Annotated in this window: 12 protein-coding genes; 8 read left to right on the forward strand and 4 right to left on the reverse strand. The window is 42.6% G+C overall.

The window, feature by feature from the left end; translation table 11 throughout:
- Positions 1 to 19: 19 nt before the first annotated feature.
- A complete protein-coding gene (locus IHV80_RS05960) occupies positions 20 to 3,535 on the forward strand; it encodes a hypothetical protein (RefSeq protein WP_192890404.1) in 3,516 nt (1,171 codons plus the stop codon).
- A 56-nt stretch (positions 3,536 to 3,591) separates the two neighbouring features.
- Positions 3,592 to 4,584, forward strand: a complete 993-nt coding sequence (locus IHV80_RS05965) for an OmpA family protein (RefSeq protein ID WP_192890405.1) — start codon at positions 3,592 to 3,594, stop codon at positions 4,582 to 4,584.
- Between the two features lie 46 nt (positions 4,585 to 4,630).
- On the opposite strand, the gene IHV80_RS05970 is transcribed toward IHV80_RS05965, so the two are convergent.
- Positions 4,631 to 5,835, reverse strand: a protein-coding gene (locus IHV80_RS05970) for an IS3 family transposase (protein WP_192888858.1) whose coding sequence is annotated in 2 segments (ribosomal slippage) — positions 4,631 to 5,448 and positions 5,448 to 5,835 — 1,206 coding nt in all. Because the reading frame shifts where the segments join, the coding sequence is not laid out codon by codon here.
- Between the two features lie 288 nt (positions 5,836 to 6,123).
- Entirely contained in the window at positions 6,124 to 6,321 is a 198-nt protein-coding gene (locus IHV80_RS05975) for a hypothetical protein (protein WP_192890406.1), read from the reverse strand.
- A 508-nt stretch (positions 6,322 to 6,829) separates the two neighbouring features.
- On the opposite strand from IHV80_RS05975, the gene IHV80_RS05980 reads away from it, so the two are divergent.
- Together IHV80_RS05980 and IHV80_RS05985 are read left to right on the forward strand one after the other, a co-directional pair.
- A complete protein-coding gene (locus tag IHV80_RS05980; protein ID WP_192890407.1) occupies positions 6,830 to 7,255 on the forward strand; it encodes a hypothetical protein in 426 nt (141 codons plus the stop codon).
- A 200-nt stretch (positions 7,256 to 7,455) separates the two neighbouring features.
- Complete coding sequence (locus IHV80_RS05985; protein WP_192890408.1) at positions 7,456 to 8,268, forward strand: hypothetical protein; 813 nt, start codon at positions 7,456 to 7,458, stop codon at positions 8,266 to 8,268.
- Positions 8,269 to 8,285: 17 nt separating this feature from the next.
- Here the strand turns inward: IHV80_RS05985 and IHV80_RS05990 are convergent, their stop codons facing one another.
- The gene (locus IHV80_RS05990; protein ID WP_192890409.1) at positions 8,286 to 8,807 is read right to left on the reverse strand and encodes a type II secretion system protein; all 522 of its coding nucleotides are present in this window, start codon (positions 8,805 to 8,807) and stop codon (positions 8,286 to 8,288) included.
- A gap of 187 nt (positions 8,808 to 8,994) precedes the next feature.
- Between IHV80_RS05990 and IHV80_RS05995 the strand changes: the two genes are divergently transcribed.
- Positions 8,995 to 9,429 (forward strand): GNAT family N-acetyltransferase, encoded by a 435-nt coding sequence (locus IHV80_RS05995; protein WP_192890410.1) that lies wholly within the window; start codon positions 8,995 to 8,997, stop codon positions 9,427 to 9,429.
- A 65-nt stretch (positions 9,430 to 9,494) separates the two neighbouring features.
- Entirely contained in the window at positions 9,495 to 9,902 is a 408-nt protein-coding gene (locus IHV80_RS06000; RefSeq protein WP_192890411.1) for a DUF1330 domain-containing protein, read from the forward strand.
- A 283-nt stretch (positions 9,903 to 10,185) separates the two neighbouring features.
- On the opposite strand, the gene rplY is transcribed toward IHV80_RS06000, so the two are convergent.
- Entirely contained in the window at positions 10,186 to 10,464 is a 279-nt protein-coding gene (gene rplY, locus IHV80_RS06005; protein ID WP_017079048.1) for a 50S ribosomal protein L25, read from the reverse strand.
- A gap of 369 nt (positions 10,465 to 10,833) precedes the next feature.
- On the opposite strand from rplY, the gene IHV80_RS06010 reads away from it, so the two are divergent.
- Both IHV80_RS06010 and IHV80_RS06015 read left to right on the forward strand, forming a co-directional pair.
- The gene (locus IHV80_RS06010; RefSeq protein WP_192890412.1) at positions 10,834 to 11,562 is read left to right on the forward strand and encodes a glycosyltransferase family 2 protein; all 729 of its coding nucleotides are present in this window, start codon (positions 10,834 to 10,836) and stop codon (positions 11,560 to 11,562) included.
- A gap of 14 nt (positions 11,563 to 11,576) precedes the next feature.
- Positions 11,577 to 12,884, forward strand: a complete 1,308-nt coding sequence (locus tag IHV80_RS06015) for an LssY C-terminal domain-containing protein (protein WP_192890413.1) — start codon at positions 11,577 to 11,579, stop codon at positions 12,882 to 12,884.
- Positions 12,885 to 13,016 lie beyond the last annotated feature (132 nt).

Genomic DNA, 13,016 nt, shown 5'->3' on the forward strand with positions numbered 1-13,016 from the left:
AATCGTATCTGGAAATAATATGAAAGTATTTAGTAAGTCTCATTTAGCGACGTGTGTGCTAGCCACGATCCCTGTGATGGCGATGGCGAAAGACACTGATAAGCTTGAAAAGCTCGGTTCTGAGACGACAGGCATTGAAATAGCCAAGCCTAACCAAGACCAAGACAGCTCGCGTATTTACTTAGAACAAGGTGCGATTTGGGCAAGCCGTGATATCGCCCGGTTCGATCCTGTTCTTGATGTGAGTGTAAGTGATGAATTGGAAGTCGAGCAGGGCGCTTTGCGGGATAGTGTCGGTTTTACAATCACGACCAATTACAGCTATTACATCAAAAAGTATCAGTTGGAAGTGTACAGAGTGGGGGACTTTGGTTTATCCGAACCCATTGTTGTTCTTAATGGCGATCAATTGGCGAACGATTCTGATATCAATTGGGATGGTCAAACCGATGTTGACTACCAGTTTGAGGTCGGTGAACAACTGATGTTCCGCCTAAAAGCGTGGGATAAAGATGGCAACATGGATGTGACAACTGTCGGTGTTACCGACCTCGTGCGTCCCGATTCTGAAGTCGATATTGATCGAAATGATAACGATGATGAAGAAAGCAAAGCGCGCAGTTACGGACGAGCAAAGCTAATGCGTCATAACATTCCGACAGATGCTGGTTTAGCGAAGTTTATAGGAACCGGCCTGAAAGGCGTTGATAAAGTCATCATCGGAGAAGATGAATTTGATGTTGAAGATGGCAACTTATACGCAGAACAGTATTTACCAACAGACTCCTACATTTTTCCGACCAAAGTTGTGTTTGATAACGGTGATGAGCGCCGCTATAAACTTTATGTACGTATTCCTGATACGTATTATGCACACACAGGTTTGGCTGATCTTTATGTTGGTAAAAACAATGTTTCCGGCAACAGCGCTGCGTTGGGCGTCGATGATCAATATCAGGACGATATTTATAATCAAGGCCGTCTGGCGTATTTTGGTCAGGGTAAATTTGGCGATAAACTTCGCGTAACGACTCACTTTGATACTCGAGAGAGTGAGATAAAAGACATGTTCAAGCATCCATTCGCTTCAGATGACTCGGATGTATTCGATATCCTCGAAGACGACGATGAACTGTATTACGGAAACTATGGGGATAGCTCGAACATCGAAAAAGTCGTCAACACCAAAGGAAAGGTGTACTTCAATGTTGAATACGACAAATCTCAATACCTATGGGGTAACTACAATACAGGTTTGACTGGCACTGAGAATAACGACTATAACCGTAGCCTCTATGGTTTTAAAGCCGATTATCGTACGCGAGACACGACACAGTACGGCGAAGACCGTTTGAATGTGGTTGGTTTTACCGCTGAAGCGGATTCCTTGTATGCGCATGATGAGTTCTTAGGTACTGGAGGCTCTCTGTATTTCCTGCGCCATGGTGAAGCGGTGCCGGGAAGCGATAAAGTTTACGTAAAAGTAAAAGATGAATCGGGCTTAGTACAAAATGAAATTCCCCTTGAGCCGGGTGTGGACTATGACTTTGACCCATACCAAGGTCGAATCATTCTGACCAAACCTCTTGATAACATTCTGTCGGATAGCTTTGGTGGCGTGATTGAGAACAGCGATGACTATGAAAACTATCTGGTTGTGGATTACGAGTATGTACCACAAGGTTCAGATTCATTGGACGCGATGTCTTACGGTGGTCGTGCGAAAGGTTGGATCAATGATTACATTGGAGTTGGAGTCACTTATGCAACCCAAGAAAAAGACAATCAAGACTACGAGTCTTATGGCACAGATTTAACGCTGCGTGCGACAGAAGGCACCTATATTAAAGCTGAGTTTGCACACAGTGAAGGTACTCAAACTGAATCTAACTTCGTTTCTACCGATGGTGGTTTAACCTTTACACCAATTGGTGATGCGTTAGAAGAACGTGAAGGTGACAGCATTCAAGTGACGGCTGTAACTAGCCTTTATGATCTTGCACCAACGATTTTTGGTGCAGTGGGTAATGATCTTAAACTTTGGTATCGAGATAAAGATGCAGGGTATAGCTACGCAAGCAGCAGTGATGATTTAGAACAAGAAGCCTATGGTGCCGAGCTTCGTTTGCAAGCAACGGATCGCCTAGCTGTGCTGTCTCGTTTCTCTTCAAATGAAGAGCATGATATGGATGGTAACTTAGAAGCCGATACTGAAACCATCGAGATCGAGACTCAAGTGAAAATCACTGAACGCATCAAGATCTCCGCTGCGGGTCAGCAAACGGAAGAACTTAACCAAGACGACAAGCACAGTAATGCGACCTTGGCAGGCCTACGTTTGGACTATATGTGGGACAGTGACAACAGCGTATATGTAAAAGGGCAAACAACGGTTGACCAGTCTGAAGATTACGATGAGAACGACAGTGCATCTGTAGGTGCTGAGTTCCGTGTGTTGGACGACCTTAAGCTAGGTGGTGAATACACCAACGGTGACCGTGGAGAGGTGGCAGAGGCGACCGTGACTTACGATGTATCCGATGATCATTCCACTTATGTTACTTATGTTGACGATAACTACGAAGGCCAAAACAATGTGATTGTTGGCCAACGTGCAGACTTAACGAGCAGCGTCGATTTCTATCAAGAAAACCAATTTGTCGATGAAAACGACGGACATGGCCGCATTGATTCATACGGCTTTGGCTATGACGCAACTGAAGATGTGGAAATGGGTATCGGTTATCAACTTGGTGAAATTGAAGATGACCAAAACATCACCACGGAGCGCCAATCCATCAGTTTTAATGCTGCAATCGACCTTGATGATATCAATTTGAGCCATAAGCTCGAATACCGCATTGATAAAAGTGAAGATGATCCAGACATCGCTCAACGAGAGCTTCAACAAATCGTAACGACCAACCGTTATACGCATCATTTAACAGAAGAGTACACTCTGTTTGGCAAGTACAACTACTCCATCACCGAGAGTGAAACTACGGGTGAGACCATGGCGCAATTCACGGAAGCTACTGGTGGCCTTGCGTACCGCCCTATCTACAACGATCGACTTAACTTGTTGAGCCGATACACCTATATTGCGGATTTTGATCAACTGGATCGTGATGTTGATTATCAAGATGAAACGAGTCAGATCATCGAAATTGAAGCGATTTATTCTATTGATCAACATTGGGATATCGGCACCAAATACGCGCATAAAGACAAAGAAGAAGCATTTGAGCGAGCTTCTGGTGTCAACGAACTTATAAAAAGTGATATCGACCTATATGGATTGAGTGCTTCTTATCGCGTGATGAAAGAGTGGGATGTGACGGGTGAATATCACTGGAAGACTGACACACTCAATGATGAACTAGAACATGGTGCTTTGATCTCAGTGAATAAGCTAATTGGCGAGAATCTAAAAATGGGCATAGGTTACAACTTCTCTGCTTTTGATAGCGATTTAACCAATGACGATGATTATGATGCATCCGGTGTGTTTATAAACTTGGTCGGTAAGATCTAAGCCAGCCCCAAAGAGGGGTGAAAGTAGAGAGTTGAAAGTTGAGATTTGAGATTAAGATGAAAACAACAATTAGCCGAGTCATTTGTGTAATGAGCGCTTTGCTGCTTGCCGGCTGTGCAACTGATACATACGTGAGTCAGGAAAACCGAGACAAATTTGCAGGCATAGATGTGTCTAAGTTTTTAATTAGCGAATGTTTAGCGCCAGAGCGAGAGGTACATATTGCCATCGCTGAGCACTTTGCCTTTGATAAATACAAATTACGCGACCTCGATAAGATCAATTTAGATACGTTTGTAAAAGAGATCAGAGGCCTTAAAGGGCGAATTACGATTGTCGGCCACACCGATTACAAAGGTTCATTGGAATACAATCAACGCCTTTCGCAACGACGTGCCAAATCAGTCGCTGATTATTTACAACTCCATTTAGACCCAACGCAGTATGATTGGGAAGTGAAACACCTTGGTGAGACTCAGCCTGTGTTGCTGGGTAAAACCGATAAAGACCGAGCGGAAAACCGACGTGCGTTTATTGTGTTTGAAGAGGCACAGAAGTACGAAGAAATGCCTTTCTGTGAACCGCCAAAGCCAGAACGTAAGGTTTACATGGCAATGACGCCGCACTTTGACTTTGATAAGTCGGTGCTTAAGCTGGAAGACTTAACGCAGCTCGATGACTTCACGTCTAAGCTGAACGGTTTGCAAGGTAGCATCATGGTCGCAGGACATACCGACCAAGCCGGTTCGGTTTCTTATAATGAAAAATTGGCTGAGCTTCGTGCTGAAACCGTTGTCGAATACCTCAAAACTAAACTCGACCCTAAGCAGTTCATTTGGGAAGTGAAGTCTTTTGGTAAGCTACAACCTGCGATTAACGAACGTTCTGAAAAAGCAGATGCTTTAAACCGACGTGCGTTTATTGTGTTTAAAGAGTCGGATATTACTGCCGAGCAACAAGCGTTGTCTGGTAGTCAGCAACAAGCTCTTTCCGGTAGCCAGGAAGAAACTATAAGCACTGAGAACGAAGTAGGAATCGTAAACGAATAACCATTGAGCGTGTGACCCGTCCTGATATGGGTTGACACTTGATTGACTAAAACGCTCGATGTACTTCATCGGGCGTTTTGTATTTTAGAGCTGTGTGAGGCCTATATTCATTATAGATTTTTACTGATTCAGCGACCATTTTCTTTGCTTCATCTAAATCATTAGGCTTATTCAACAGATACTCCATCTTCAGTATTCCGTTGATCCTCTCTGCCAACGCATTCTGATAACAGTCATAGCCATCAGTCATTGAGCAAGATACATCATACTGTCGATGCAACTCTTGGTATTCAACAGAGCAGTACTGAACACCTCGATCTGAGTGATGGACAAGCTCACCTGTATTCTTCCGCTCTTTCAACGCGTTTAAAAAGGCCTGCTTGACCGTGCGAGCTTTCATATCATCACTTATGTGATAGCCCACGATTTTTCTTGAGTAAGCGTCCGTCACTAAACTGAGATAAGTACTACCACGCCGCGTTGCTAGATAAGTAATATCGGCAACCCATAATTGCTCTGGACCTTCCGGTATTAAGCCTTCTTTGATTCGATTTGGATGGCAGTAAAAGCGATGATTACTGTTTGTGGTTCGATGGTAAGCCCTTCGATTCTGTACTAATAATCGATTCATTCTCAGCAGAGAGAATAAGCGGTCTCGCCCGATTTCAATATCGTTTTGAGCAAGTAAATACTTGATCTTACGAGTCCCTATACGAGGGTGCATCATCCTTTGCTCCTTCACAAAACCGAGTACGGATTCATCTTTCTTTGTCTGATGAATTTCTGCAACACAGCGCTTGTAGAAAGCTTGTCGTGTAATACCTATGAAGTGACAAGCTTTAGTGACGGTCAACTTTCTGACCGTTTTTTCCTTAATAACTCGGCCTTGCGCTTCTTTGAAATTCGGACTCCGAAATCTCGATCCATGACTTTTACAACCGCTTCAAAGAACTGAGCTTTGAGCTGAGTTTCTTCTAATTGCTGCTCGAGTTCTTTGATTCGTTGCTCTGGGGTTTGAGTTGAGGAAGAGTTTGACATAGTCGCTCCTAACGCTCTCGATTGTTCTATTCCTTTAGACCAATCTAGTTGACCATGTTTGCGAAGCCAAACTAAAACGGTAGAGCGACCTTGGATCCCATAACGTTCTTGAGCTTGCTTATAAGTCATTTCGCCTTTTTCAACTTGGCTTACGACTGCCAATTTAAAGGCAAGAGAATAATCTCGTTGAGTACGTCTACTTGTTGTTTTCATGACACTCTCCAATTTCATGTTGGAAATGTGTCAACCATATTTAGGACGGTACAGTTTAATAAGAAAAGGCTAGATTTATATCTAGCCTTATTTATGTCTCGTTCCAACAGCAAAGTGATATTCGAAACACAGAACCGTTGGCGATTTTGTTTTAACCAAGGAGCACCTGATAAGTATTTTCTCCCTGCCCTCTCACAAGAGGTGAACTGGCTTTGTTTATGTTCATTGTGCATATAACTAAGTGGTAGCTAGACCCTTTATCGAACATCTTGCCTGTTGTCACCTGTATCAAAGCTGATCGTTTAACACCGATATAGATTCAACGTTGGAAGATGCATCAAAGCGAACATTGACTCGTACGTCTGCACGTTCAAAAGTCACATCATCAAAGTCAGTAGTCGCGATCTTGAACCCGTTCTTTGCGAATAGGCTGGTCACCATGGTCCTTTGCTTCTGTTCCATTGCATTTGTCAGTAGTTTATCCATTGTCGTCTCCGTTGGGTAACAGTATGCATATTGCAAAGATACAGGTAGCAGAGTATGAGATCAATTGCTTAATTGATAAGCTGTGTTGATATGTTCAATTAAGTGATTCCCTTATTTAGGTAACGAATGAAGGGGAGGGGCGATTGTTACGATATCTATGATAATGGGTGCATCGTGTGATGTGGATTCAGTAATTATTGAGTTCGTAATTTTTGTGAAGAAGTTGATTGAAATAAGTAGTTACAAAAGGAAGAAGACGCGTGGGCCGTAATAACGATTGTTGTTGGGGAGTAACCAGCGTAGAAGTATAGCCGTCTATGATAACCTAAATAGACCCTGAGCCTTATTGTGTTATTTAGGTGGTGAATGTCATGGCGCTGTTGTTATAAGTGTTATTAATTCTACAGGCTTGATTTTAGTATTGGTTTGATTTATAAAATACCTGTTCATCAATAACTTCATGATTATATTAGTTTTTACTAACCTTTAATAATATGGAGAAAAAGCGATGAACAAGAAAAAAACACGCAATAGGTTAGCGAATTTAGTACGGCTTCGTAAGTCATATCAGGCGTCTGACTTTCTTGTAACTTCTAGTGAGCTACGGGTTAAGAAAGATGTTTATACCTTACGCAAGATTAAACAATTAGAAATTCGTCGATTGGGTCTCAAAGAAAACGCAATCAATATCGTTTCATTGGCTTTGGTTCTCTCTGCTGCGACTTGGGCATTTGTACCTCAGTTCGGCTTGTACATGCTTGCACTGACTTTTATTTTGGCCTTTGTTTCATGGCGAAAATACGAGTTGCGTGCAGAGTTTAAGGGAGCAGATGAAACTGGTGATCAATGGGTGTCCGTGGCTCGCGGTTGTACTCGAGAAGAATTCCAAATATTGAAAAGCGTCGAATTGGCGTTACGCGACCAAGTTTCGTAGTACTTGAGCCTTGTAAGAGCAGGGGCTCGTTCGATAAAAAAGCTCGTCATTATTTGGCGGGCTTTTTATTTTCTGAAAAACATAGATCGAGCAAGTTACTTTTGTACGCCAGCGACTATGTGGGCAATCGTGATTTATATGAATCTTAAGTCACGGCATTTAGGTGCCGTTCGGGTATTTGAAGTTAGAGGAATATGGTAGTGAATATGCGAGTAAATGAGAGTTCCTATAAAAGGTTCGTCCAGTTAGTTAGTTATGTTCTGATTCTATTGTTGAGCTATAGCCGGTTTTCCAATGCTCAAAGTATTGAGTTTCCTACTTGTGCTCAGGGTGAAGTCTTGAATACAGAGATCCACCTCTTTATTGATGAATCTGTGTTGTCCGAGTACTCCCAAGCATTCATTGCTTCTAAAATTGCCACATGGGAAAGCTATTCGAATCTGGTGTTGAAGAACTCATGTATTCCAATGACGAGAAAGGTAACTAAAGTGACTTATACGCCGGCAATCGATAACCTTTGGTTCCAAGATTTGGGTGCTGCAGAGAGGTTATTGAAACTATCGATTGAAGAGCCTATACCGGAAGCTACGCAAGAGGGAGTTCCGATTTTTAAAGGGATTGTATTTTCTAATTATAATTTCAGTTTTGAATCCGGTTACTGTGGTGTTTCATCTTCAGTATCTTACTTTTTCTCTTTGGCGATAAACTGTCCTGATTACTTGATGGAGCACGAAATTGGCCATTTGAGTGGTGCTAATCACGACTATAAAACATTATTGAAAGACTCTGATAGCATCGAAAGTTACATTTCTGGAACGTATCCAAGAGCTCCCCAATATTCCTTTGGCGCAACTTGTGCTGATAGAGGAACAGTGATGTCTTATGAACGAGATGTAATACCTGCTTATTCCAGCCCGGACATCAGAGTGGATGGCATAAAGTGCGGAGATAGCAAACACCACAACAATGCGAGAGTGCTTAGAGAGTTCGCACAAACCTATTTAATTCAATGACAACCTTATTCTTAGGTTTAGTTATCAGGTTCGTCGTCTACAGTAACCTCACCATTCATCGAGTTATAATTGATGGAGAGCCCTGGAACGACTCTGTAGTGGTAGATGCATTGATCGGTCTGAATGTATTCCGCAATGTAGTCGGTTTCTTCAGGTGAATTGAAACTAGAAATACTAGGTGGATCGAGGAGCAGTGCGCCCCATACCGAAATGCAGTCTTCAGCGTTATCTAATCTTGGAGATTCTTCGGGTAAGTGCCATTGTTGGGCTGGATACCCCCATTCATTGAAGTCAAGCTGGCCGGTCGCGGAGTCATCATAGATAGGGACATTCGTGGAAGCACCGCCACCGTTTGAGGTTAAATTTTTTGAATAGGCAAGATCGACACCTGTTTTAAAAGAAGCGCCGGTACCTTTAACAACTGCAATATGAGAATCGGTACTTACGTTAAGGAACCTTGGAGCGGCAGTTACGGCGAGTATTCCAAGGATTACAATAACGACCACAAGCTCTATAAGTGTAAAACCGTTCTTTTTCATTCAGCACCTCTTTTAAAGGCCGCTAGTATGCACTATAAGTCACTCTTGCCAAAGGGAATATCCTTGTTGTTGTAGTGATTTAAATGCTCAATAATGAATGTTGTGATTTAGATAACTTATATTTTATAAATCACGAGTGTTAATAGCGGCGTTACTCGCTATTTGAGGTTTCAGGGAGGGAAGCCAAGTGCAAGGATACAAAATTAGTACTAATCATGAAGAATTCAATCTTGATGTTATTTATAATTTTATTTCAAACAGTTCTTGGGCTAAAGGCATACCAAAAGCCACGTTAGATAAAGCGATATCTAACTCGTTTTGCTTCGGTATGTTTGATGAAGGTGGAGTACAAGTTGGCTTCGTTCGGTTAATTACGGATAAAGCGACTTTTGCATATCTTGCAGATGTGTTTGTTTTGGAATCTCACAGAGGGTTAGGTTTGAGTAAATGGTTGGTAAAAACCATAGTTGATCACTCTGACTTACAAGGATTAAGGCGCATGATATTAGCGACAAGAGACGCCCATGGCCTATATTCTCAATTTGGTTTTAAAGCTGTAGAAAACCCAGAAATTTTAATGCAGATCTGGCAACCAGATATTTACCATGAGTCATTAGTTTAGGTATTGCATACATCATTGACTATTGGCAACTTTAAGCCATCAGTAACCATACTAAAGGAGAGAATATGGACGTTCTTAACCAACTTTATCCATCGGATGAGCAGATGGGCCGCCTCAAGTCTTCACCTGATTCCTGTGAAATTCACTTATTAAACCTATTTAAGTTCCGAGAAAAAGCCGAGTATGTCGATGGCCGAAAAACAGACTTAACGGGCAGGGAAGCTTACGACTTATATGGTCACCCAATGTTAAAAGTATTAGAAAAGTACGGAGCGGAAGTTGTCTTCTATTCAGAAGTCACAGGCTTAATTGTCGGCCAAGTAGAAGACCTATGGGATTCATTTGTTATCGTTAGGTATCCGTCTCGCCAAGCTCTTATTGATATGACCTCTTCTGATGAATTCAAAGTATTAAGTGTACACCGAGAAGCAGGGTTGGCCGGGCAGTTAAACATTGAGACGAAAGCGCCTTGAGTTACTGTTTAGTATTCTTTTTCTCTGAAATAGACAAGAACTGATATATGCGCTCTATTCCGCATTTGCGCAGTAGATCTTTGTGAGTTTAATATTATTGATATAGGTGTACATGAGTGTATTGAATAACAGGTTTTGAAATGTTTTTGAGGGCTCAAAACGGTGAAACCCCGATGTTGGTAGCATCGGGGTTTCGAATTTCTAGAGTTCTCGACTGGTAAGATCGATTGTCTTTTCTATGCAGAAGGCTTGGATTAATCCAATCTTATTCCTTGGTAGGGAATTAGATACGGATGAAGTCCATGTGCTCAACTTTAGGCTTGAACGCGTGACGTTGAACGTCTTGCGGCTTAACCTTAACTTCTGCGCCGTCAATCAGTAGAGTGATTGCTTCGTAGAATTCAGGCTTATCCATTTGGTTGATCACTTCAGCGTGAACAAGTTCGATAGCTACAGCTGCTGCTTCGCCACCGTAGATTACAGCTGGGAATTTACCAGCGTGACGTAGGCGGCGGCTCGCACCTTTACCTAGTTCAGTACGTACTACTGCTTCAAATTTCATAGTTTTACTCTCAAATTAGTAAAAATTAACTTCACACCTCAATGCGACCTTGAGTATGTGGTAAAGCTTATGCATAAACGAGTTCATGCTTAAGCGAGCGCGGATACTAACATCACATTCAAATCTGAGCAAGTCAGAAGCCCATCTCAAAGTGAAATTCCTTCGATAAATGATTCGTTTGGAGATAAAACGTTCACTAACTCTTATCTACCCCATTTTATCTCCTTTTACATTACCAATATTATCTATTTATAGTTCTGCTAAATCATCAAGTTAATGAACGGAAAATGAATGTTTGCCTAAGACTTGGTTAAGGCTTGGTTAGTTATTCTTAATGCTAATCAAACAGCAGAATGTATAGGTGAAGTTATGGAACCAGTAAGCATTGTCGTTATTACCTTAAACGAAGAGAAACGAATTGGTCGCTTGATGGAAGAGTTGAGCGTGCAAACCCACCAAGAGTTCGAAGTGATTGTCGTCGACTCAAACAGCGAAGATAACACTAGGGAAGTAGTTCAGGCTTATGAAAGCGCCTTGCCAGAATTGACCGTGCATCATATGGAAGAGCGTGGTGTGAGTTTAGGCCGAAACACTGGCGCCTCTTTGGCTAAGCATTCGAGAATCCTATTCCTCGATGCCGATGTCAGTTTGCCTCGAAACTTTCTTGCAAAAGCGCTCTATGAGCTTGACGAAAGAAAGCTGGAAGTGGCTGGTGTGTACATGAGTTCGAAAGGCCTGCCGCTTGTGCACAAGTTTGGTTACGGGCTATTTAATGCAGGCTTGTTTACTACTCAGTTCTTTTTCCCGACGGCGATCGGCGCATGTATTTTCTCGACTAAACGAGCGCATGATGAGATCGGCGGTTTCGATGAAGAGATCGTACTGTGTGAAGACTGTGACTACGTAAAACGTGCGAGTAAAACATGGCGATTTAGATTCCTAAATATGACCTTTGGTTTTGACCCACGCCGCTTAGACCAAGATGGAGTTGTGAAGACAGGCTCAACTTACCTTAAAGCCAATGTAAGACGCTTCTTTAAAGGCGAAATGCGTAACAACGAGATGAACTACAAGTTCGGACACTATAACGAGCAATAAGCGTTGGGGTTGAAATGTTTGAAGGAATAGGACTTTTCTTAGGGGCGTTAGGTGATGCATTGATTGGCCCCAACTTGTTTGTGCCCGGTGAGCCCTTCTTCATCGCAGCAGGATACCAAGCGTATTCGGGGGCTTGGTCTGCGTTGGTGCTTGTGATGCTAGGCGGCTTATTGGGTGACCAGTTGAGTTATTTTATTGGCTACCGATACGGCGCGAAAGCACAGCGTAAACTGATCAAGTTCCGCCCTAAAACCAGAAGGCTGATTGCGCGTTGCCGGTACTTGATTGCTCGTAAGGGAACCTATCTCATATTATTCGCCCGTCTGTTAGGGCCTATTGCATGGGTTGTGCCATTCATTGCCGGTTCTCACCGTGTACCGTGGCGTAGTTTTAGCGTATTAGCTTTGTTTGGGCTCATTCTTGGCGGAGGACAATTTATCGCTTGGGGCATGTTATTGGCGCATGGTGTTGAGAGCTTCCCTTTGCTTAACAGCGTTAAGATATTCCTTGCTGAACACCAAGGCTTAATACTTGGCGTATTTGCCGTTTTAGTCATTACGGTCATTGGTTATCGGATGAAGTGGCGACACCTGATGCTGAAATCGAGTGCCTTGTTGTTAGCATCAGTATTGTATGCGAATTACGCGCATTTCTTCTGGAAAGCGGATGACTTTTTAACTCAGCAAATATCAGAAGAGGTCGCTTCGATTGATCTTGAGCAAGTGACATATAAGGCATTTCCCGGTCTGTCTCCGATTTATGACGCGCAAGCGATTAATGTTGTTTACGTTGGGGAGTCACCGCGTGAATTGATGAATCAGCTCGGTTGGATAGAGAATCAAACTTTCTCTCGTAATGAGATTGAATGGACAGGTTATCTCGCGTTGTTGAAAGAGAAAACGCCACCAGTGTCTGATTTGTACTGGCGAAACAAGCCACAGGATATGGCTTTTCAACTGCCGGGGAATCTGATGAAAAGAAGCCATATTCGTTGGTGGAATGCAGGAGTTGATCATAATAGCAATCGACCTAAGTGGTTAGGCGCAATCAGTTACGATGATGGTCTTAAAGTGACCCCGTACTCTGGTATTGTCACCATCCTTCACCGAGTTGATCCCAATGTGGATGAAGAGCGCGATAGGCTGGCAGAACAAATTAAATCGATTTATCCGAGTATAGGTATCGCGAATTTGCCACTTGCCAAGGCTGAGGCGATGAATGATAACAATGACTATTATACTGACGGTAACGTACTCATGATTGGTGCGAGTTCCTATGGTTTTGACGAACAGAAACTGGATGTCGCAGCCAATGACACATAGGCACCGGAACTAACACATTACACTCAACATTTACTCTCCTCTGATTATCGCATTGATTCTTAGAATGTTCTCACTGAGCCTTTTTTAACCCCTTCTTAATATAATGCTCAGTGGGAAATTCACCGCTGCTTA

Source organism: Vibrio bathopelagicus (assembly GCF_014879975.1).
Lineage (GTDB): Bacteria > Pseudomonadota > Gammaproteobacteria > Enterobacterales > Vibrionaceae > Vibrio > Vibrio bathopelagicus.

Excerpts from the sequence above, each read along its gene's own strand:
- IHV80_RS05960 (WP_192890404.1), top strand. The coding sequence starts at position 20 with ATGAAAGTATTTAGTAAGTCTCATTTAGCGACGTGTGTGCTAGCCACG.
- IHV80_RS05965 (WP_192890405.1), top strand. The coding sequence starts at position 3,592 with ATGAAAACAACAATTAGCCGAGTCATTTGTGTAATGAGCGCTTTGCTG.
- IHV80_RS05975 (WP_192890406.1), bottom strand. The coding sequence starts at position 6,321 with ATGGATAAACTACTGACAAATGCAATGGAACAGAAGCAAAGGACCATG.
- IHV80_RS05980 (WP_192890407.1), top strand. The coding sequence starts at position 6,830 with ATGAACAAGAAAAAAACACGCAATAGGTTAGCGAATTTAGTACGGCTT.
- IHV80_RS05990 (WP_192890409.1), bottom strand. The coding sequence starts at position 8,807 with ATGAAAAAGAACGGTTTTACACTTATAGAGCTTGTGGTCGTTATTGTA.
- IHV80_RS06000 (WP_192890411.1), top strand. The coding sequence starts at position 9,495 with ATGGACGTTCTTAACCAACTTTATCCATCGGATGAGCAGATGGGCCGC.
- rplY (WP_017079048.1), bottom strand. The coding sequence starts at position 10,464 with ATGAAATTTGAAGCAGTAGTACGTACTGAACTAGGTAAAGGTGCGAGC.
- IHV80_RS06010 (WP_192890412.1), top strand. The coding sequence starts at position 10,834 with ATGGAACCAGTAAGCATTGTCGTTATTACCTTAAACGAAGAGAAACGA.
- IHV80_RS06015 (WP_192890413.1), top strand. The coding sequence starts at position 11,577 with ATGTTTGAAGGAATAGGACTTTTCTTAGGGGCGTTAGGTGATGCATTG.